The sequence below is a fragment of the Trabulsiella guamensis ATCC 49490 genome (assembly GCF_000734965.1).
GTDB lineage: Bacteria > Pseudomonadota > Gammaproteobacteria > Enterobacterales > Enterobacteriaceae > Trabulsiella > Trabulsiella guamensis.
Map to the genome: position 1 here is coordinate 64,527 of NZ_JMTB01000044.1, position 20,486 is coordinate 85,012.

General features: G+C 51.3%; 27 protein-coding genes and 2 pseudogenes. 8 read left to right on the forward strand and 21 right to left on the reverse strand.

All coding sequences use genetic code 11. The features are described from left to right. The first annotated feature begins 178 nt into the window (after nt 1–178). The 7 genes and pseudogenes from GTGU_RS05885 to GTGU_RS05910 all read left to right on the forward strand — a co-directional run bounded on the left by GTGU_RS05885 (nt 179) and on the right by GTGU_RS05910 (nt 3,878). Nucleotides 179–427: a DinI-like family protein gene (locus GTGU_RS05885; RefSeq protein ID WP_038154881.1), complete on the forward strand. Its 249-nt coding sequence runs from the start codon at nt 179–181 to the stop codon at nt 425–427. A gap of 409 nt (nt 428–836) precedes the next feature. After that, nucleotides 837–995: pseudogene (locus GTGU_RS25645) on the forward strand (BRO-N domain-containing protein); the annotation flags it as partial. Nucleotide 996: 1 nt separating this feature from the next. After that, a pseudogene (locus tag GTGU_RS25300) lies at nt 997–1,158 on the forward strand (antiterminator Q family protein); the annotation flags it as partial. 267 nt (nt 1,159–1,425) lie between these two features. Beyond that, nucleotides 1,426–2,310 carry an ORF6N domain-containing protein gene (locus tag GTGU_RS25305; RefSeq protein ID WP_084222749.1) on the forward strand — a complete coding sequence of 295 codons (885 nt, stop codon included), beginning with the start codon at nt 1,426–1,428 and terminating at the stop codon, nt 2,308–2,310. A 168-nt stretch (nt 2,311–2,478) separates the two neighbouring features. Beyond that, on the forward strand, nt 2,479–2,871 hold the full coding sequence (locus GTGU_RS24365) for a YdcA family protein (RefSeq protein WP_072011917.1): 393 nt from the start codon (nt 2,479–2,481) through the stop codon (nt 2,869–2,871). Then, the gene (locus tag GTGU_RS05905) at nt 2,868–3,410 is read left to right on the forward strand and encodes a hypothetical protein (RefSeq protein WP_156964071.1); all 543 of its coding nucleotides are present in this window, start codon (nt 2,868–2,870) and stop codon (nt 3,408–3,410) included. The genes GTGU_RS24365 and GTGU_RS05905 overlap by 4 nt, the downstream gene beginning before the upstream one ends. Further along, complete coding sequence (locus tag GTGU_RS05910; RefSeq protein ID WP_072011918.1) at nt 3,411–3,878, forward strand: thermonuclease family protein; 468 nt, start codon at nt 3,411–3,413, stop codon at nt 3,876–3,878. On the opposite strand, the gene GTGU_RS05915 is transcribed toward GTGU_RS05910, so the two are convergent. From GTGU_RS05915 to gpFI, 19 genes are all read right to left on the reverse strand, one after another. Further along, the gene (locus tag GTGU_RS05915) at nt 3,875–4,147 is read right to left on the reverse strand and encodes a DUF1902 domain-containing protein (RefSeq protein ID WP_051857300.1); all 273 of its coding nucleotides are present in this window, start codon (nt 4,145–4,147) and stop codon (nt 3,875–3,877) included. The genes GTGU_RS05910 and GTGU_RS05915 overlap by 4 nt on opposite strands. Continuing rightward, nucleotides 4,144–5,166 (reverse strand): contractile injection system protein, VgrG/Pvc8 family, encoded by a 1,023-nt coding sequence (locus GTGU_RS05920; protein ID WP_038154884.1) that lies wholly within the window; start codon nt 5,164–5,166, stop codon nt 4,144–4,146. The genes GTGU_RS05915 and GTGU_RS05920 overlap by 4 nt, the downstream gene beginning before the upstream one ends. After that, nucleotides 5,157–5,372, reverse strand: a complete 216-nt coding sequence (locus GTGU_RS05925; RefSeq protein ID WP_038154885.1) for a tail protein X — start codon at nt 5,370–5,372, stop codon at nt 5,157–5,159. Before GTGU_RS05925 ends, GTGU_RS05920 begins: the two co-directional genes overlap by 10 nt. Beyond that, complete coding sequence (locus tag GTGU_RS05930; RefSeq protein WP_038154887.1) at nt 5,369–5,911, reverse strand: phage tail protein; 543 nt, start codon at nt 5,909–5,911, stop codon at nt 5,369–5,371. Before GTGU_RS05930 ends, GTGU_RS05925 begins: the two co-directional genes overlap by 4 nt. After that, nucleotides 5,911–9,009: a phage tail tape measure protein gene (locus GTGU_RS05935; RefSeq protein ID WP_038154888.1), complete on the reverse strand. Its 3,099-nt coding sequence runs from the start codon at nt 9,007–9,009 to the stop codon at nt 5,911–5,913. Before GTGU_RS05935 ends, GTGU_RS05930 begins: the two co-directional genes overlap by 1 nt. Nucleotides 9,010–9,168: 159 nt before the next feature. Continuing rightward, nucleotides 9,169–9,798, reverse strand: a complete 630-nt coding sequence (locus GTGU_RS05940) for a phage tail assembly protein (protein WP_038154889.1) — start codon at nt 9,796–9,798, stop codon at nt 9,169–9,171. 71 nt (nt 9,799–9,869) lie between these two features. Beyond that, on the reverse strand, nt 9,870–10,376 hold the full coding sequence (locus tag GTGU_RS05945; RefSeq protein ID WP_038154891.1) for a phage major tail tube protein: 507 nt from the start codon (nt 10,374–10,376) through the stop codon (nt 9,870–9,872). Further along, the gene (locus tag GTGU_RS23945; protein WP_051857301.1) at nt 10,376–11,818 is read right to left on the reverse strand and encodes a phage tail sheath protein; all 1,443 of its coding nucleotides are present in this window, start codon (nt 11,816–11,818) and stop codon (nt 10,376–10,378) included. Before GTGU_RS23945 ends, GTGU_RS05945 begins: the two co-directional genes overlap by 1 nt. Before the next feature lie 10 nt (nt 11,819–11,828). Then, on the reverse strand, nt 11,829–12,011 hold the full coding sequence (locus GTGU_RS05955) for a hypothetical protein (RefSeq protein ID WP_038154893.1): 183 nt from the start codon (nt 12,009–12,011) through the stop codon (nt 11,829–11,831). A 56-nt stretch (nt 12,012–12,067) separates the two neighbouring features. Next, nucleotides 12,068–12,673 (reverse strand): tail fiber assembly protein, encoded by a 606-nt coding sequence (locus GTGU_RS05960; protein ID WP_038154895.1) that lies wholly within the window; start codon nt 12,671–12,673, stop codon nt 12,068–12,070. Beyond that, nucleotides 12,673–13,656, reverse strand: a complete 984-nt coding sequence (locus GTGU_RS05965) for a phage tail protein (protein ID WP_038154897.1) — start codon at nt 13,654–13,656, stop codon at nt 12,673–12,675. The genes GTGU_RS05960 and GTGU_RS05965 overlap by 1 nt, the downstream gene beginning before the upstream one ends. Next, entirely contained in the window at nt 13,653–14,270 is a 618-nt protein-coding gene (locus tag GTGU_RS23950; RefSeq protein ID WP_051857302.1) for a phage tail protein I, read from the reverse strand. Before GTGU_RS23950 ends, GTGU_RS05965 begins: the two co-directional genes overlap by 4 nt. Next, nucleotides 14,260–15,267, reverse strand: coding sequence for a baseplate J/gp47 family protein (locus GTGU_RS05975; RefSeq protein ID WP_051857303.1), 1,008 nt, complete (start codon nt 15,265–15,267; stop codon nt 14,260–14,262). Before GTGU_RS05975 ends, GTGU_RS23950 begins: the two co-directional genes overlap by 11 nt. Further along, the gene (locus tag GTGU_RS05980) at nt 15,260–15,598 is read right to left on the reverse strand and encodes a hypothetical protein (RefSeq protein WP_038154899.1); all 339 of its coding nucleotides are present in this window, start codon (nt 15,596–15,598) and stop codon (nt 15,260–15,262) included. Before GTGU_RS05980 ends, GTGU_RS05975 begins: the two co-directional genes overlap by 8 nt. Further along, entirely contained in the window at nt 15,598–16,185 is a 588-nt protein-coding gene (locus tag GTGU_RS05985; RefSeq protein WP_038154901.1) for a phage baseplate assembly protein V, read from the reverse strand. The genes GTGU_RS05980 and GTGU_RS05985 overlap by 1 nt, the downstream gene beginning before the upstream one ends. Continuing rightward, the gene (locus GTGU_RS26030; RefSeq protein ID WP_169741164.1) at nt 16,133–16,657 is read right to left on the reverse strand and encodes a hypothetical protein; all 525 of its coding nucleotides are present in this window, start codon (nt 16,655–16,657) and stop codon (nt 16,133–16,135) included. The genes GTGU_RS05985 and GTGU_RS26030 overlap by 53 nt, the downstream gene beginning before the upstream one ends. Before the next feature lie 68 nt (nt 16,658–16,725). Beyond that, complete coding sequence (locus GTGU_RS05995; RefSeq protein ID WP_156964073.1) at nt 16,726–17,343, reverse strand: regulator of G-protein signaling domain-containing protein; 618 nt, start codon at nt 17,341–17,343, stop codon at nt 16,726–16,728. Beyond that, nucleotides 17,336–17,731, reverse strand: a complete 396-nt coding sequence (locus tag GTGU_RS06000) for a hypothetical protein (protein WP_156964075.1) — start codon at nt 17,729–17,731, stop codon at nt 17,336–17,338. The genes GTGU_RS05995 and GTGU_RS06000 overlap by 8 nt, the downstream gene beginning before the upstream one ends. A 189-nt stretch (nt 17,732–17,920) precedes the next feature. Beyond that, nucleotides 17,921–18,310: a DNA-packaging protein FI gene (gene gpFI, locus GTGU_RS06010; RefSeq protein ID WP_169741165.1), complete on the reverse strand. Its 390-nt coding sequence runs from the start codon at nt 18,308–18,310 to the stop codon at nt 17,921–17,923. A 223-nt stretch (nt 18,311–18,533) separates the two neighbouring features. Here gpFI and GTGU_RS06015 point away from each other — a divergent pair, with 223 nt between their 5' ends. Then, complete coding sequence (locus GTGU_RS06015) at nt 18,534–18,929, forward strand: hypothetical protein (protein WP_038154912.1); 396 nt, start codon at nt 18,534–18,536, stop codon at nt 18,927–18,929. A gap of 193 nt (nt 18,930–19,122) precedes the next feature. Here the strand turns inward: GTGU_RS06015 and GTGU_RS06025 are convergent, their stop codons facing one another. After that, nucleotides 19,123–19,347, reverse strand: coding sequence for a hypothetical protein (locus GTGU_RS06025; RefSeq protein WP_051857304.1), 225 nt, complete (start codon nt 19,345–19,347; stop codon nt 19,123–19,125). Between the two features lie 56 nt (nt 19,348–19,403). Next, on the reverse strand, nt 19,404–20,432 hold the full coding sequence (locus GTGU_RS06030) for a major capsid protein (RefSeq protein ID WP_038154915.1): 1,029 nt from the start codon (nt 20,430–20,432) through the stop codon (nt 19,404–19,406). Nucleotides 20,433–20,486 lie beyond the last annotated feature (54 nt).

A 20,486-nucleotide genomic window follows, 5' to 3' on the forward strand; every position in this document is an offset into this window, starting at 1 on the left:
ACATTTCAACTAAATCCCAGTAACCATCAGTCTTACAAACAATCGCCACATTACGTTTTGCCCCAAAACGTCACAGAATGTTAAAATTCCCCCCTCAACATGATGCATAACCACCTTGACACTGTATAAATAACCAGATAAATAACTGTATATCCAGACAGTAAAAAGGAAAGCTATCATGCGTGTTGAGATAAGTATTGCTAAAGAAAAGGCTGAGAAGATGCCGAAAGGATCAATGGAGGCTCTCAGGATCGAAATGACAAGAAGAATCAGCCAGCGGTATGAGGAAGTTGAAATCATCGTTAAAAAGGCTGGTACTGATGGATTATCTGTTCTCCGTGCTCCTGATAAAGACAACGCTAAAGCATTTGTGCAGGAAACCCTCCAGGATGCATGGGAAAATGCGGATGACTGGTTTGTACAATAACCCGGCGACAAAACCAACTAAGGATTAAGTATTCATACAATATCTAAACCTGGCTATATGGAAATGATGACGCCCGCGAGTGCACAGCTCCGGGCGTCGTGGCAAATCAACCCATGTGGGGTGGAATTGATTCACATAGCGACTTTAACATTAAAAACATCCCATGTATGCCCAATAGAATTTCAACTCAATCCCAGTAACAAGCAGTCTTGTAAGCGATCGCCACAGCATGTTTTGCCCCCAAACTCCACAGAACGTAAAAAATCCCCCTCCTGATAATAATTCACGCATGTTTAACTGCCATTTAATTCATAGTTGTTACATTCAAGGCTCCATGTAATTACTGTAGCAATTGTTGTCTTTTCATTAATCCCCCCATATCACCCAATGATATGGGGATTTTTTTAGGCTAGACGACGATGAAAAGGATGTCGCTTTAACCTACACCCTTGGCGGCACCCAAGAAGTGGCGGTTGTTAGCGAATCAGGAATGTACACTTTGATTCTTCGCTGTCATGATGCAGTGAAGAAAGGATCAGTACCACACCGCTTCTGCAAATGGGTTACTCATGCAACTGGCGTACGAGCATCATTGTTCTGATACGCACATAGGCAAAAAGCTGTCCAACGCTGAGGGCATCCTTGATGGTCTGCTGATGGCGCTGGAAATCCGGCTGGAAATGGATCCGGATGTACAGCGTGAGCCGCTGGCAGTGAAAGTAAGCATTTGACAGCGAATTTATCCGGGGCTATATTACAGGTGCAGCCGCAAAATCGGCTGCCGGGATTCGAACCCCGGATATCTGTAGAGACGCATACCGCGTTTCGCGGTTTTTTTGTGCGTTAAGCACGGCCACATTCGCGTTATGGTGGGGCGTGCAGGGGAGCCGCAAGGCTCGCCGGGTCTTTACAGCCGGTAGTTCGAACCCTGTACGTCTCACCACCCTAAGATTCGAACCTGACGGTGGTGATTATCCTAACTGTAAAGGTAAATCACTATGTCCACTCAAATCTCCGCAGAAACTATTTCTCCGATTATGCACAATCAGATCCCAGTAATCACAACCGATCTGCTGGCGCAACTCTATGGCACTGAATCCGTTCGAATCCGTCAAAACCATTCCCGTAACGAGAGTAGATTTGTTGCAGGGAAGCATTATTTTTTGGTGGAAGGCGGAGAGCTTCGTGAACTTAAGCACAGAGTATCTCAAAGCTACTCTGTGAAAATTGCCCGCAACGTTCGATCTCTCGTGCTCTGGACAGAACGCGGTGCTGCCCGTCACGCCAAAATGCTCGAAACCGATCAGGCGTGGGAAGTGTTCGAAAAGCTGGAAGACTGCTATTTCAGCCAGAAGGAAACGGCTGAGCAGATCCGCAAGGTTCGCCAGTGCACCGCCAGGCAACTTATCCCCCTGCGCCAGACTGTAGAGCGACTCATCACCATCGGCGTTGGTCAGATTTACCCCGACATCTGGAAGCTGGTTCACCAGCGCTTCGGGGTTGAGCACATCCACCAGCTAAGACCAGAGCAGGTTAGTGAGGCTGTCGGGTTCCTGAACGGACTGGAGGGGGAGTACCTGGCAGGCGGTAAACCCCTCGCGCAGGGGCACTTCACCAGCGCAGACCTCTGCGCTCTGTGCTGGTTGTGGAACGCCGCTGAGTACATGCGGGAACACATCGAGCTGATTTACCCGGCGCTGGAGTCTATCAAATCCGAGTATGCGGCTGGCTTCTACGCGATGGCCTCTGAGTACCGGATGACGCTGGAGGACGGAAGGCGAATTCTTGAGCGGGAAACCCAGTCTGTCATTCCGCACCCGGACAGCGCCGCAGATGCAGACTGGCGGCGGGTTCTGCCCAGGCTGAGACGTGGAAGGCTCTGACATCTGACCAATGCACACTGCCAGCGGAACAGGTGATATCACGGAGCATGATGGTGATATCACCGCTTTTTATTTTTCAGCAGCCAGGCCATTTTCAGATTTTTATTGTTGCTAATGCAAATACAGCGTGTTAGGTAATAATCTCGTTACTGGCGTAAGGATATGGATATGCGCAGGGCTATTCTGTCAGTATTTATGCTGATGTTTGTAATTCCATCTGTTAACGCAAGGAATGAACCATGTTCAGGCTCAAAGGGTGGAATATCTCATTGCACAGCAGACGGGAAGTTTGTTTGCAGAGATGGTGAACTCAGTCGCTCAAAAAGAAAGTGTTCTGGCTACGGCGTAGAGCAGGACTTATTCGATAACAACCAGCCACAGACATCGCCTAAAAAAACAAAACCAAGAAAGAAAACACAGAAAGCGGCTCCAGAAGTAACAGAAGAAACTGTTGAAACAGAGGATACTTACGAACCGAAAACGCCAACCTGTGCGCCGCTCTATATGGCTCACAAGCCAGGTTTCACCAACCTGCCAATTTGCCAGAATGGACAATATTGAAAACTTTTGCATGGATACGATTTATGATTAAAAGGATAAAACCACTGATCATTTTAGCTGTATCAACGCTTTCACCTTTGGCTCATGCGGACTGGATTACAACCACCGGAGAGGATTTATTTTCCTCCGGGAGAACAGCCATGATGCTTGGTACAACATCCAGTAAAGCTGCATTAACCTTTGATTGTACAAAAGAAAGCTTAGAAATTAACTTCGTTGTAGAGGATAGCAAATTAAACATTGTAAATCCTATGCAACTTATGTTAGTTGTTAAAGTTGATGATAATCAACCAACCAGATTCGAAGGTTCAGCATCAAGGCGAAATTATAAATACATTCAGGTAGGCACGAAAGAAGCAGGCATAAAGGGTTCTGAAGGAATAATATCAGTGATAAAACAAATACAAAATGCAAAAGAAAAATTTACCGTTAGAGTGCGTTTTAATGAAAGTGGTTATAAAGCCGCTTTCTCAGGAAACGTCAGAGGCGCTACAAAAGCAACAAATGACTTTATAAACGCCTGCGAAATCAAGTTATAAATGATGCGATCATCATACAGATACCTGATTGTCATTCTTTTCCCCTGCTCGTTGCTGGCATCACAAATGCGGGGGAACGTCATCCGGGTTATCGATGGCGACACGATCGAGATATTGCAGGACAAAAAGCCAGTCAGGATCCGGCTTGTGAACATCGATGCGCCTGAAAGAAAACAACCTTTCGGGCGCTGGTCGTCAAATCAACTTAAAAGCCTGGTGGCGGGGGAATTTGTTTCTGTGACATACACGCAAACAGATCGCTACGGGCGGATACTTGGTCGGGTAGTGACGACCAGCGGTATTGAGGCAAACCGCTATATGGTTCAGTCAGGTGCCGCGTGGGTATACGACAAGTACAATACAGATCATTCGCTGCCTGCCCTGCAAAGAGAAGCCAGTGAACAGAAGCGCGGCCTGTGGGCTGACAGTCACCCTATTCCGCCATGGGAATGGCGGCACAGGAATTAACCGATGAATAACCCGGCGCAGTGGCCGGGTTTAGTTTTTATCTGGAGCCAGTAATACTTCACCCACAAAGACAGTGGCGCTTTTCTGCTAAGCAGTTGCTCCGCATATTTTGGATCAGACCGGGCTTCAGTAAGATAATCTTTGACTTGTTCATCCAGCTTCTTCATCGCTTCCTGCATTGTGTCTGCCTGAGCGGCCAAAGAAAGATCCAGGCAGACAGCAATGTATACACCTTCCTGCGGGTAGGCCATGCAACGTAATGGTTTCATTTTTTGTCAGCCACTGGCTTGCTGGCGGTAATGCTCATCCTGTACCCATCACCCCTGCTGCATCTTACCTCAACGCGATCTATACTCACTCGTCCACGCATACCATCAGGAAAAGAGTCATCCATTTCAAGGATTCCCTCTGCGGCAATGTAAGGATCTCCGGGTATATCAAGGCGGATCTTCGAACGGTTCCGTTTTGCCTTGCGCTTTCCTCCCTTGAGTGCGGCTTCTGCATGCTCCTTATTTTCAAAAACAGCAGGCATCGTCCTGAACGGCGGATCACCCTGCTCAATCGTATGGGTTTTCCCTGTCGCCTCGTCAGTGTACCTGATCCGGATTCCTTTGACATTTTTCTTCCCTGGCTCGTCTACAGAGCACTGAATGAAGCGCTGATTACCCGGTATGTTTTCAGGCGGGCAGGTGAGTTTTATCACCGGTAACGTTATTCCGGTGATGGATTTGCTCTCCCCACGCAGTGCCAGAATATAAGCGCCGTTAACAGGCTTTGCCACAGCATCATGCTCCTCCGCCAGTCGGTTCAGAAAGGCTGAATCCGTTTCGTTAATCTGATCAGCATGGTAACAGTACACGTCTGCCAGTTGCGGATCCATGCGGGGAGAAAGATTGTGCTCTACGGCGATCTGCTGGAAAATAGCGCCAAGCGTGGTATCGTCCCACGACCTTGTTCTGCGCTCACGGAACCCGGTAAGGTCTTTGTGATCAAACGGGGCAGATGTCGCAGTGATCGTGATAATACGGGGGTAGAGCTGTGGCGTGATAGTGGTGATCTTAAACTTACCAATTTTCACCACACCACTCTCTTTGTAGCCTTCGTACCAGGTAAGAACACTGTCCTTTTCAGGGATACCCTTAATCCCGGTCACATCAACAGTCAGTACCAGGCGATCCGTTTCTTTTCCGCTGCTGACATCAATACGCTCAAATCCGGTCATACGACCATTGATGATATCAGCCCCCGGCCCCTCGCAATAATGTACAGGTGTGAATCCTAACTCCATACGGTTACCTGCTCGTCAGCCTCAGTTGTCGTTTCTGATGTCAGATCAGGAAGGGTGATTTCCACGCCAACAGGCAGGATTCGCCCGTACTGGTGAAGATGAGGATTGAGATCATATATCAGTTGCTCGGTTTCATCGTCATCGCGACCAAGCTTAATCCAGGCAATATCTCCCGGTGTGTCACGATCCCGGCAGCGTACTTTCATCGGTTACCCCTTTCTATGATTTCTGACAGTGACGGTTGATCTGGCTTTATTGCCTCCATCAGTTCCTCAGCATGTTTTTTCCCTTCCTTTTCCTGTTCGACAGGTTTATTGGCAAACTCGCGAATGTTAATGGTGACGCCCTGTTTTATGGATTTGGCCTGCTGTCCCAGCCAGTTTTCATCAACATCAAATCCCGTCAGTACAAACCGGCCGAGCAGGAGACCATCCCCCCTGACCAGTGACATGGGCTTTTTGTTATCGCGCAACCTGACCAGTTTTTCAATATTGGCCTGCCCTTCGTCAAGGAACCACTCACATTTAATGACCCATTCATCAAGTTTCCTGCCCGTCTGTTGCTGACACGGCAGTTCGTTCAGCAGATCAATGACTGTCCATCCACCATCGTAACGTCTGCTGAGCGACGCGGCCGGACTGTTCTCAGGCAGGCTGAATACAAAATCACCAAGAACAAACTGTGTCGGCGACAGTTCAGATTCCGGGCTGATGTACTGACTGGTGATAAAACTGAAATCTGGCATTAATCACTCCTCTGGCCGCTAAGTGATGCATTCATTCGCGAATCAATGCCAAGACTGGCATGAATGTCATAAACAAGTTTTGTCTGATTAAGTTCGAGGATCTCCTTTATTTTTTGTGCCAGCGCGTTATCCTGCGCAGGATCGCCGGAGGCTTTCACGTCAAAACGGGGACTGTTTTCTATACTGAACTGAAAACTTGGCCCGGCAGCAACCGCCTCATTTTTTGCCTTTTCAGCGGCAGCAGCATCAATGGCGGGCGTCACATCATTGCTGCTGAACCAGCTCTTCACACTTTCCCAGCCATCTTTGATATACGGACCAACGACCTCGCCAACTTTCTGACCGAGTTCGCTTCCGGCAATACCACCAATCACCCCACCCACGGCGGTACCAATACCAGGGGCAATGGCTGTCCCGATCGAAGCGCCAAGCGCAGCACCACCCAGCATGCCACCCGTACTACCGACCGCACCACCAACCTCAGACGCATTACCGCCATTCATCACAACGGAGGCTGTATCAATTGCACCACCCGCCAGCGCCAGCGGCAGAAACAACCGTCCGGCAGTTTTTGACACTGTGGACATCAGTGCCGAACCGGTCTGTGCAAGGCCGATACCATCGCCTGCCACCTGTAATACATCCGTTGTCCCTGTAGTATTCGCCGTGTCAGAAGGTGCCGCGCCGGAGGCTGCCCCTGGTGTTGAGTCAGCAGGAGTGGCAGGCATCTGCAACGGCTGAAATGTTGTTGGTACTGGTGGCTGCTGCCACGGAAGCCCGCCAGGAGACGGCGACGTAAGAAGAGGAGACGGAACAGGCGTCACAGTGGTGGCGGCATCACCGGCAGCGCCTGCATTGCCCGGCGTTTCACTGTCTGCCGCAACAGGCGCATCGTCATGGCTGAACAGGTCAAAACCCAGATCCATGACCCCCATTGCTATCCAGCTACCGGCCATGCCCGCAACACCACCGCCTGCGCGCACCCGTCCGGGACGGCGGGCACCTGGTGCTCTGCGGCCCGCTGTTCCTGCCGGTTTCCCTTTGTTACGCGCACGGCCTTCCGGTGATCCCGCTGTTCCTGCACCACCAGCCCTGCCCTGCGCGCCATATCTGGCAGTATTGTCAAGCTGACGGTTCATTCTCGCCAGCGCACGGGCAGCACGATCGGCAGAATCTGATGTTCTGTTTGCTGCACCACCGAGGCCGCCGAGTTTCGCTTTTCCGAGTTTCCCGAACTGAATCAGATCGCTTATCAGCGTCCCGACAAATTTAAACGTGCCGACAGTGAACTTCAGCGCAATCAGACCGCCTATCGCCATCGCCGTGCCTTTGATAACGTTTCTGGCTTTTTCTGACTCATTTATTAGTGTGGAAAAATCTGCGGCTGCTTCCTGGAGTTTTGGCGCAAACTTATCGATAAGCGGAAGCACCATGTCGCCTAACGTGATAGTCAGGTTTTCAAAGGACGACTTCAGCCGGTCAAGTGTTGCCTTGCGGGTTGCGGCTTTCTTCGCATACTCATCATTCAGTGAGGTGGCATAGTTGGCTTCATCACCCGTCATCCTGAATGCGTTTTTCAGCAAATCCAGGTTGGTGATCAGTTTCGCGATCGGACCGGCAGCCTCATCGCCGAACATCTGTTTAATCAGCGCGGACTGCTGTGCGAGTGGTTGCTTTTTAATCTTTCCAAGAACTTTCATCAATGTTGCTGGCGCATTTTTTTGCATATCTTTTGCCAGCACTTCAGGACTCAGCCCTATTGCCTCCATGGCTTTACGCTGGCTTTTTGTGGCCGCGCTGCCCGATGTCAGACGGGTTGAGATAAGTTTTAAGGCGGTAGCCGCCGTCTCCGGAGTTTCACCCGTTGAAAGCAGTGTTGAACCCAGTGCCGCAGCAGATTTATTGCTGAAGCCTGCCACCTTTGCCATCCCGCCCTGACGGCGGAGAACTTCCAGAATATCCTTTTCAGTGGATGCCTGAGAGTTACCGATATAGTTGACAAAGTTTGCCATATCCATAAGTTCGTCCTGGTTCATATTCATACCAGTACGAAGTTTTGCCATGGCATCACCTGTCTCAGCAGCGGTCATACCAAAGGCCACAGACATTCTTGCCGCGTCACCGCCGAACCGGAGTAACTGTTCAGGATCAACTTTCCCGTCTGCACCGTTTGCGACACCCGCCTGCCCGGCAGAAGCCAGAATATCCGTCATGCCTACCTGATCGATACCCAGTTCCTGCGCGGCAAGACGGGCTTTTTTCATGACCGCCTGTTCTTCTTCCTTGTTTTTAAAATCGGTCACTTTCTGCACATCAGACCATGCATACTCGTAGTCCACTGCCTTTTTAGCCGCACCAATTACCGGAGCTGCGGTGAGAGCAGTGGAGAGAACACCGCCTACCGGGGTGGCCGCAAGAACACCAAGGGCATTATTTTTAATTTGCTGTCGCTTCGCACTGTTTGCCTGCATCTTCGCCTGTGCCTTGTTCATGGCGATGATACGATCTTCCTGCCGTTTCAGTGCGGCACTGGCCTTCCCGGTATCTGACGACAGGCGGGTTTGTTCCTGCGCCAGATTTCGGGTATTAATACCCGCTTTTTGCAGCGCGCTGTCAAGCGACTGAAGCCGCGACCGCTCTTTTTCAGCCGCAGTCGTGAGTGATGTCATCTCGCGGCGGGCAGCATTATCCTCACGGCGTTTGATCTTCACTTCCGCTGTGGCGTTTTTATATGCCGGGCGCAGTTGCTCCAGCGCCTGCGTGGCACTGATATGAGCAACACGCTGGTCAGCCGTCAGCTTACCATTGCGGGCAATCTCAATATCCAGCTCACGCAGCGTATCTTCGGCAGTGGCAATCCCGATCTGATAGCGGCGCTGTTCTGCAAGCGCCTCACGCAGTGCGGCACCGGATGCCTCAAGACGCGCTTTATTTTCGGCGAGTTTCTGATTTGTCCCTGTCAGTGCCTGCTCTGTCGCCTGATATGCAGAAACATCACTCTGTTGTTTTTTTAACTGACTGAGGGCTGCCCCAAGCTCACCGGCGCTGCGGCGCATTTTTTCAACGGCACCACCCGCAGATGTAAACGCCGGAGTCATAATGTCTCTGGCACTGAGCAATACTGAAATCTTTTTATCGGCCACCGGATTTTGCTCCCAGTTTCATCACTGCAAGTTCATAGCGTTTAAGCGCGCGGGGGATACGCCAGGAAAGAATTTCGCTTTCGCTGGCGTTATAGACCAGCGGCAGAACATCGGTCAGTCTGTCAACGTCTGCTTCTGAAAGTAGTCCCCCGGTTGTGTCAAAAAATCGCTGATCAGCTCCATCAGATAATTAAAATCCGGCATGTGAAACATGTCGATAACGTCCTGATGCAATCCGGTGCATGTGCTGGCAACCATCATGCCACGCTTGTGATTGTCTTTTTCAATACGCACCTGACGGGTCAGGCCGACCGTTGGCGGCTGAAGGCGATAATCAGCAACCTCACCACTGAGCGGATCGCTGACGACCACCAGCAGGGACGGATTTTCTTTACTGACCTCTGCTTTAACCACTTTTTTACCTGCCGCGATGCGCAGGTTTTCATCCTCTTCAAGCAAATCCGGCGTGGTGTAGTTGGTCAGACGGTCAATCTGCGCGGTCAGCGAGTTGTAATCCGGTTTTTTCAGTTGCGCGATGATTTCTTCCGGTTGCCCGGTCATGGCAACAGCCAGCTCAAACTCCTGATCGAGTGCAGCAAACCCTGTCTGATCGTGGTCGGTATTGTGCTTTTTAGCTATCTCACGCACCTGTTTTGCCGGGAGCGTGCTGACCGTCAGTTCTTTCAGTAGTCCGGAAACAGTAGTGATCGGGAAAGCCAGTTTTACGGTTCTGGTATAAGCCATGAAAAAAACCTCTGAGAAAAAAAATCCCCGCACGAAGCGGGGACTGAGTGGCAGGGAAGTCACATATGCTGTTATGCAAGACCGACAATCGCCCGGAACGGTGCAAGGAAATCTTCCTGACCAAGGTTAACAACGCTGCCATCACTGGCAACTTCCCAGCAGATACGCCCGTTGATGGTCTTTTTCTTGCGACGGCAGGAAAAATTAATCACGGTCTGGGAAAGTTCACCCATCTTGGTATTGCTGTCTTCAATACTGCTGATTTCACCAACCCATTCTGACTTCACTTTAAATTGCGTGCCGTCCTCGTCACGGTAACCTTCATCAACAGTAACCGCGCAGTTTTTCCCGGCCTGAAGGCCGTACATGGCAAGCACTTCCTGACGACAGCCCTTGATTGTCAGGCTTGCCGTCATGGCCTCAATGCCGGTTGACACCTCCCGTTCAACGAACGAACCTCCACGGGTTTTTTCCATCATCTTTTTAGGTGCCGGATCTGCCACGTCTTCAAGTGTCAGATACAACGGCACCCCCTGAATTACGGCGCGCTGCGCCATGCGGGTTAATACTCCGGCCATTACAGGATGCTCTCCAGGAAGGATTTAACAATGCCGGTATCTTCTGACAGATGATACACGACGTGTTCGTTCGGGCTGTACCCGGCGTAGTTAATCGCAATGTGCCATTCGCCATTGCGGTAGTTGTCGACCGTGTTCAGCGTCGGATGCAGATAAACCTTCGCCCCGATCAGTGCTTCTTCGGTTGCCAGACCGGAAAGCCAGTCGTTGATCAGATTAATGCGCTGTTCCATGAAGGTTTTAGTCAGGTTTTCCGCCATCCCCGGCTCTGTCGTATCAAGCAGCTTGCGGATGATGGTATGTTCAAGACCGACCTGAGACACAAAGCGACCGGAAACCGTACGGTTACCAATCAGGGAATAGCCCCCCATGGATGTGCGGGCGAAGTAGCTCACACCATACCGGTTCAGCATGTCACCGCCGGTTGTTCTGTCGAGCAGATTGTAGTCAATATGGCGCTGAAGCCCGGCAATGTTCACGCCCATACGCCCTTTTCCAGGCGATTCCCACGGTTTCACACGGGCAAAACAGGCAAGTGCCTGTGCGGATGCTGAGCCATAAATGTAATCCGCCTCAGCCTGGCTCCAGATTTTAACCATCGGGTCAACGAGGTAGAACTGATCATAGCCGGTACCGGTAACAGCCATTGACTCAGACAAGGCAATGGCATCCTGATCGTTGGTGGATGGCCCGTCGCCAACCGGGATGGCGAAGATTTTTGCCCCCAGCGCGGCAAGCGCATCATGCACAGGCTTCTGACTGAATCCCGGAGCGCTGATGTGTGTCAGCGATTCCTGCGTATTTTTCAGTGCCTGCATGCCAGTGATACGCCCCGTTGCCGGATCCACGCCGCCAATAATATTGGCTACGGTGGTGGAGCTGACCAGCGTTTTGCCGTTGATGGTCACAACCATTTCTGCTGTAAAATCAGCGGCTGTGATGCCTGATACGCCTGACAAAACCAGTGTATCCTCATCACTGACGGTAAAGCTCACAACATCAGCGGTTTTGCTGTCAACCGTGACACTCCATCCCGTGGTGTCTGTGACACTGGTCGTAAGGGTGCTGTCCTTTAAGACAACGCTGACCGTTCCTGTGCCAGCGTCGTCAGTGGCTGAAACCACGACACCAGTGTAATCGTGGTCTTCCGGTGCGTCAGAACCTTCCGGTACCACCACGGCATAGATGGCAACAGACGCCAGTTGCTGAATGGCGGCAATCGCCGGATACAGTGTACCGGCCTCAGCACCCGTTGGATCCAGTGCGGCCAGTTGTGACGGGTTAGCAATACGATACGGTTTGTTGAGGGGAATTAACGGATCAATATTGGGTGCGGTACCGACAAGACCAAAGACGGTTGCACCAGCAGGCCCCATCGGCTGCGGTGCCTTTTTGCTCTCAATGGTCGCCCCGTTGTGGACAAAACTCTGAATTTCTGGCACAGGATGCTCCTTACTGGCGTTTTTTGCGGGTTGCTGCGGCGGTGGTCTCCGCGTCAGCAGGTTTAATGTGACCGTTCAGCAGTAAAATCTTCGCCTGCCGCTCTGTCAGCTCAATACGGGTTCCGGCATCAAGCCAGTGACCGGTTCCGGGATGTTCGACCCCGATCGTCACAATGTATTTCTTGCGATCCATAATTTCTCCGGGCATAAAAAAAGCGGCCTGATGGCCGCTGCTGATAGAATTATCACTCAGATGACGGGGTGGGAAGGCCACACCAGATCAGGCGCGACGGCAACATCAACCGCCCTTACGTCCTCCATGTACTGCCGCCACGCAATCAGTTTCAGCCGGTTTTCATCAGTGATGGTGCCCAGCAACAAATCTGTCTGCCAGAGGCTGATCGTCTCCTGAGCCGCTGACAGTAACGTTGCTTTCTGCTGTTCTGCAACCGCCACGTCTGCCGCATGCTGTGCTGCGGTATCCGTCACCCAGGCGCTGCCATCCCATTTGTCATAGATAGTGAGCGGGGCCTGCGTGGTGACGTCTTCTGAATAGTCGCCCGGCAGGCTGACAACGAATGCCTGTCCCGTGGATTTCAGATACACGGTGTCGCCACGGTGATCCGGAACAAGCTGCCAGGCGGTGTTCTCTGCATTTCTGACAATTGCAAAACCTGCTTTTGCATCAGGTGGTGCATCCGTGCAGGTGTCCGCCGGAATGCCAACACCTTCAGCGAGGTACTCTGTCGCAGGTGAAATATATTCCGTGGTCGCTTTGTGAAACCGGTATACAGTGATGTTACCTGGTGTAGTTGCAAGACCGTTTTTCCCTATAACTGCATCTGTCGTATTCATTATTCCGCTCTCACAATATAGTTAAACGCCACGTTACGCGGTCGTGCGCGTACTGCATCATTGACAGTAGCCAGGCCGGTTGTCACCGAAGATGTGATGGTGGTGGCTAACAATATATCGATTTGATTCATTGCATCCCCGTCAAAAGGCTCCGCCGGAGAGTCACTGTTGCTTCTTAACACCCCCATGACAGTTGCCGCAGTACCTGAACCATACAATGAACAGGTCACAATGGTTCCATCCTGCTGGCTCAGAATGCCGCGATCAGTATCAATATTGCGACCGTCATCCCAGCCACGGATAAATTCCGCGCGCAGATCCGGCAACTGCCCTGACGGATAGGCCGCACCGAGGATCGGATACAGCGTTTTGCTGAAGGTCGCACCGTTACATTTCAGCCATCCCGTGGGAGGTGTTTCTGTCGGCCAGGGGAGCGGAACACCTGTCGGAATATGCTTTCTTAATGTGGCGATGGTAACGTACTGAGGATGTGCGTCCGGGTCGGCAATGTGCTCTGCCAGCGCCATATCAATATATCCCTTGGTGGCAAGGATCGCAGAATCATCGACCGTCAGCGTGACATTGGCACCATCAGAAAAAATGATACTTACGCTGAATACCATTGTCCCTGCCGCGCCCTCTGCCGCCACGACTTTGTATTGCGGTGGTAGCGAGCAGACTGCTATTAACGTGCCGTCATCAGCTTTAAGTCCCAGTTCACGACACCAGAACGGGCCAACTTCCGCAGGAAGTACAACTTCGGCCACCAGAACTGACGGATTACTGCTGTCCTGAGTCAGGCTGTTCAGTTGCCCGGTATACACCGTATTAACAAGATCTGTTTGTTCGGGAACAGGCTGCGGCGTCGTACCGTTGCCATCTCCGATCACGACAGTGTTAATATTTAAGGGCTGTCCGGTTTCGACAGAATGCGCACAGGCAGCCGCACCCGCCGCCGTCAAAATCCCGTAAAATTCACTCATGTTGTCTCCAGAAAAGGAATATCAATCCGGGTTACCGCATACGTTATGCATCCCGTCGCCAGCGGTGCAGTCAGTACCGATGCCGGATAAGGTTTCGTGCCGACATTAATTTTTGCTTCACTGACCGCCGCAACGCCGGTATAAATCGCAACATTGCTCTTTCTCACAAGCTTCAGATCAGCAACATCACGCTCTGCCTTATAGGCATTAATACGCGCCATTACGCGTAAAGCTGTTGTTTCATCAAGCGGCTGATCCTGTAACATAGCGTCTACACTGAGTTCATAGGGTCCGCTACGCGTGACTCTGACATCAATCCCCAGCGCGGCAAGTGCATCCCTGATCCCCTGACGGGTACAGGCATGAGACTGAATGACCAGGCCATTCGCCACTGTTTCACGCACGGCGCTTTCGGCATCATCCTCCGCCCAGTCAAGAACACCTTTTTCAATAGCCAGTGCCGGAAGATACTGTGACGGTGTTTTGTACGGAAAAAGCAACGTCCGGTATGGTGCTTCCGCTTCAATTATCCCCATGTACCTGTCTAACAGGCTCTCAAGCGCATGTTGCAGACCTGATCGGTTGTCAGGCTGGATACTGACGTCAGAGGTCATAGATCACCTCAAGTTCAATCCCTGTGCAGTAAGGTGCCTGAGTGTGGTCAGCCACCACCGAAACCTGCGGTTCATGCAGATCCACGCTGGTGACGGTCTGCGGTTTCTGTAACAGGTAGTAGAGCATGGAGATATCAATACGCCCCTCAAGCCGCATGGCGTTTCGCGTGTACACATCAAGCGCATCCCTGATAGCTTCCGCGTCAATCAGTCCGTCCGGCGTATTCTTGCCGTGAAGGGTGGCATGCACTGTATATTCAAGCGGTTGACCAGGATACACGGTGATAATGTCTGTCTCCAGCGCCACATCATCCCTTGTCAGATACTGTTGCGCTGCGGCAACCAGCTCAGTACCAGGAACACCGTTGTCTGCTTCGCGCGACAAAATCCAGATCCCGACTTTCCCGGTACCAGGTTCAAGCACTCTGGCACTCGCATCCCGGACTTTTGCAGCCTGAGTGCTGTCCGGGAACCGGTATGTCAGTGTGACAACGCCAGCCTCTTCAGAATCGATGGTGACATGCGGCTTTTCGCCAAGCGTCATCGCGTGAAAACGATACGCTGTCCGGCTTCCGGTCGTTGCAAACCCGTAGGGGGCCAGCAGTGAGCGAAAACGCAGATCGTCATCACTTTCCATTTCAGGCGATATTGGTGGAATGGCATCCGGATCACCGGCGGTTATCACCTGCCGTTTAATACCGGCATCTGCGGCGCGGGCATCCAGATTTGAGCCTTCCGCCCACAACAACAACATTTGCAGCATCTGCCAGTTTGCACGCCGCTCGCGGGTCGTGATGACCTGAGACATTGCCTGTAACAATACCGTCAGCATTTCAGCATTGTTTTCAAGCGTCGCAACCACGCCAGCAGCATCCGCAGGCCGGAGACGGGTAACTTCATCAATCAGCGCCTGTTTGAGTTCAGGCAGTCGTGCCGTTGCGCCAGTGACAACTAACGCATCGGGTACGGGAAGTCGGTCTGTCAGTGGATTAAACATTCAGGGGTACGCTCACTGTTTCAGTTTTACCGTTAAACACACCAACGAACTCCATCACACACCCGGCTTCACGCGGATGAATATTGATTTTGCTGCATTCAAAGTCCAGCAGGCCATTCACCGGCTCTGTCAGTGCATCACTGGCCGCAGATTTCATCAGAAGCGCAGTGGTTGGTGTGATATTTGCGGAGTAGTATTTCAGTACGTCAGAACCAAAATCACGCAGTCTGTTTCTGGCACCTTTCGGCGTGGTCATTACCTGTCCGAGCCGGGAAATGAGCTGTTCTGTATCACTGACTGCCCGCCCGGTTCGTCTGTCCATACCAATCATTAGCCCCCCTGTTTCTGGTTAGCCGCACCGGTCTGGCCGCCACTGTCGCCGGGGTGGTTGTGCCCGTCATAAATACGACGATCTTCTGACATCCGGCGAACCTTATCAGCCATCTCACCATCGCTATTTTTTACTTCCGGCGTGTCAACATATTCCACACCGCCTGCGGCGTGGATCGTCATTTTTCCGCTGGTCACATCAATCCTGCTGTAGGCTTTCTCGCCGTATTTAAAAACCACTTCATCGGAATTTTCTGTCGGAAACGGAAACTGATCAGAAAACAACCCCGTCAGTGCGACACAACTCTGAAAATCGTCACCAGTACCAAAATTCAGGACAATGACGATCTCACCAGGCGACGGACACCGGTATACCGAGGTGACACCAGCACCCGGTACGAGAAACTGAATAGGTGGGGTGGTATTTTCGCCAATCTGTACCACAACACGTTTCCCGCCTGGCGCGGATTTAACAACACCCTTGCAGATCAGATTATTTCCCTGCCTGCGGTTGTCTTCTGCCGCTTCCTGAAGTTCAGCCAGTGACTCCTCCACTGGAGCCAGCATCATTTTCATCAGTGTTTTCATCGTCTGTTTCCTTCGGCCAGATCTGCGAATATTCACCTTTATCGTCAGCATCCACCGGATTAACCGCCAGCCAGATACTCCCCCGCAGTTCATCATCAGAAAAATAGTCTTTACCGAGGAAAAGAGGTTGTATCCACTGGACACCACGTACAACAACACCGTCAAAACCAAACAGATAGCCGGTATCGCCACTCACCTGAATTTCAGGAGCGCCGATACATTTCGGGTCAATGCCAAACCGGTTGTTGTCTATGACGCGTTCAACTTCCGCAGCCAGGTCAATGGCGGTAAGCGTCGCTTTCTGATGTGAGACGGGGATCAGGCAATGCGCCGTTATAATAACCCGGTGAGTGTACCGCCCTGTCGCCTGGCGGGTACCGGGATGTGAGTCTTCTATTTGTACGACAATTGAGGGTTTTGTTACCTCAGTACGCCAGATGTCATCATAGTCGACAATATCAAGTGATGACACGATCCTGCTTCGCAGTGTATCAACAACACACGAACAGAATTCACCGGGAGTTCCAATCAGCACACCCATTACCACACCTCGATGTTACGTTCTGCCGCTGCCAGATTTTGATCTTTTCCGCGCCAGAAATCTTTCCAGGCATCGGAACTGACCCGTGCACGGAGATCTGTTTCAAAATGGCGAAGAAAAATATCCGGAATCCGCTCAAAAAGCTCATCTTCAAGCGCAATGGTCATTTCGTCTGAGATGGGTACAGTTACATTAACAACCGGAAAAGCGCTTTTCCCGAGGCGCTGCATCACCTTACGTTTACCGCGAATAATGGCAACAAATGCGCGTTCATAATATGTCCCGCGAATCATCAGACCACCGCGTACACGACGAACACCACCGCTGAACATGCCAGGATCAAGGTTATTCAGGCCAAACCAGAACTTCATTTCTGACGCATCAGCCGTGGTTGCCTTAAGATGAGACTGAATACGGCGCTTAAGGCGCTTCTGGACACCGGATGCCAGCTTCAGTTTCTGTTGCATCATGCGGGTAGCCTGCTGCATAACCGTTGCTTCCGTGCGGCGTCTTGCACGATGGAAGGCCAGTTTAATGACACCGGAAGAAACATCGGCAAACATCGCCACAATGCGGTTAAGCTCATCTTCATCGAGCTGCATATAAAGGCTACTCATCTTTCAGGAACCTCTCGCCGCCACCGGCAGGAAGCTGATCGCCCCCTTTTACTGTCAGGACGATGAGCGTGGTAGTGGCATCAGGATACAGAACACCACCGACCGCTTTTTCTCCCTGTGGCGTATTCACCACAGCACCGGCAATCAGGTTACGATCGATACGCTGGCCGAGCACAGTCAGCGCGCCATGTTCCAGTGATACATCAATTGTTCTGGGGCTGGCGACGTCTTTTTTACCCGGCGCTGACGCCAGTTCAGTATCATAGATAGCCTTAATATTCAGAATATCCCCGGTTCTTAACACCAGTCCGAACGGAGATGACATGCATTCCATGATGGCAGCATCAGCAGAAGCTATAGCGCTGTCGAAAACATTATTGAATTCCACAAGTTCCTGCCTGGCAATGATGAAAAAAAATAAGGATCTGCCGACATCAGCCAGATCCCATGAATTAACACAACAGTTTTCCCTCATTTATAGCCACGCATTTCCGGTGCTGGCTATCAAAGTATATAGTAACAACACGAAACACTTTCAAATGAAACTAATAAATGTCATAAAAAATTAACCCGCCTGTCATGCAATGACCTTTTCCCGGTGCAACGGTTCAACAAGACTTTCAGGAATGCGCACCTGTTGCCCGGCAGTACCAATATCGACTTTAGTCACGCCATCAGCGGCATACGCACCAGCAAGATGAACACTCATGAGAAGTTTCACCAGCACCATGCCATCATGTTCAGATGGCGAAATGGCAGCAGGCTGTTGTGCGCTTTCACTGTCCGTACCCACAGGTTCACCATCATCGACGGGTTCAGTACCTGTACCATCCAGCCCGTCAGCCTCTTCCTGCCACTCCGCTACGCGCTGCGCAACCTCGGCGGCAGTGCCTGTGGTATCCACCTGACGCCCGAGTTTTTCCGCCAGCGCCACCAGGGTGACGATGTTTTCTGCTTTTGTTGCCATGTTATATACCTCAAAAAAAATCGGCGGTTTGCCTGTAGAAAGCGAGCCTGTCACACAGAGAAACCGCACCATGAATGTTACCGCCAGCGGTAACTCTCAGGCTCGCTTTCTGAAGGCTCATGGATTTAACTGGCGCGTGTGAGGCGCTATACATGCGTGGTGCCAAACCTTCATGCAGTGATATTCTCGGTTTCTCACAACCAAGAACCGCAGGAGGTTCGACATGGATATTGCAACTATCGCGAGCAGCGTCGTTCTGAGCGCATGTGTCGCCGGCGTTGTTTCGTTAATTAACGGTGCATGGCAACGTAAATCGGAACGAACTATTGAGGCGGAGCGCAGAACAGCGGAAACCCGTGCAAAAATTAGAGAAATGGCCCTCACTCTTGCGATGAAAGAATGGGAACTCCATCAAAACATTTCGAAAACAAAGGGCTACACAGTCAGCGGCCCCGAGGTTTATGTTTTTCGGTATTTCCGCATGCTCAACCTGATGGAAGAAGACAAATTCACCATTGAAAATCTCAGACAAACGCAGTACGACTCCATGCGCGCCATTGCCGCAATTCAGGCTGAAATTGAACGATACAGGGAACAAAATGGCCTCCCCACGCCCTGACTGATTAGTTCTCAATCCCTCCAGGTCTTTGCGTCAGGCTTGCGACCGAAAAGACGGTAAATCCCGTTAAGCACTCCTGTTGTGAAGTAATCCCTGTAACCAACGAGGAACCATGTGAACGTGTTGATTAAAAAATGTCCGGCAAGGCCACCTCCAATCCCGCATGCGAGAATGGTTAAAATGTCATGCATGCTCACAGCACGAAACCTCCCGGATAGATGTGAAGCTTCCGCCCGCCCGGTGGCTCAAATCCCTGGATAATGGCGGCGGCAAAAACGGTCGCTCTCGGTCTGCTTACAGGCGCGTACGATTCCTCAACCACCCCGTTAATTTCTCTGACAAAGTAATAGTGGTCATTATCTCTTGTGATGATCCACCGCTCTTTCGCTTCGCTGTCCGGCATTAACGACTTATTCATACTTCCTCCAGGCACCACGGCCATTACAGACCGTGGTGCTATGTCAGTGACTGAACTTACTGCACAGTGACAACAACGAATTCATCAGGATCCGGCAGCACCATCAGCGGCGCGGATTGCGTCATGGTGAATTCACGCGCAGGGTCGCCAACGGTCAGCCAGTGTTTCGGATAACGCGCTGCTGCCACAATCCCCTCAGACAGTGCCTGCGCATCCTGAATGGCACCGTAGCAACGGATACCTTCAGATGCGGTATTGCCCAGGATCATTGTACCTGCCGGCAAATAGCGCTGTGCCACGCCGTTTTCATCGATCCAGGTGGTTTTGATGACGTAAATTGCAAGGTCACCAAAATGCCCTTTAAACGACACCACACTACCCAAATCTTTCACGGCAGTTTCCAGCTCTGACACAGAGCCACGGCGGGTATCCAGTTTCTCCCTGAACAACTTAAAGCCGTTCAGTGTCTTCCAGACATCCCCGGTCATGACGGCAACGTTAATTACGCCGGATGCAAGGTCGCTGTAGGTGTCAATATCGCCGGAAGGATCAAACGTATCCTTGTTTTGCTCTGACCATTTCGTACCCGTAGCCTGCACGATGTTGTTTGCGGCGGAGCGACCAAAATCAACTTCAATCGTTGCAAATTGTTCGCCGGTCATCGTGTACTTGCCGTACAGAATCGCGTTTACCGCCTGCATTTCTTCCACCTGAACGATGGCAAACTCTTCCTGCTTGAGATTGTCAGTAAGAATTCGCATGCGACGGTATGCCGGATCGTTAAGCTGTGCCGGATTTTCACCGGGCAGGCGCTCAATTGCCTGCTGATAATTGACTTCATGCTTGGGTTTGACATAGCCGGGACGCACTACGCGGGTCTCACCACCACGGTTGCGCAGCACTTTCCCTTCCACAACAGGGGAAATATAGGCCGCGATCGGCGTTTTGCCGGTGATTTTGTCAAGCATGACCTCTTCAGTGGAGAAGTTCACGGTACGGTTAAAAAACATATTCAGGAAAAACGCCTGAAACTTCACTTTTTGCTCGGTGTACCCAAGCAGTTGTCGGGTCGTAAACAGTCCCATTGGAAAACCTCTTTTTTAATGAAAACAAACCTGAATCAGGTCTGAAACGACCCG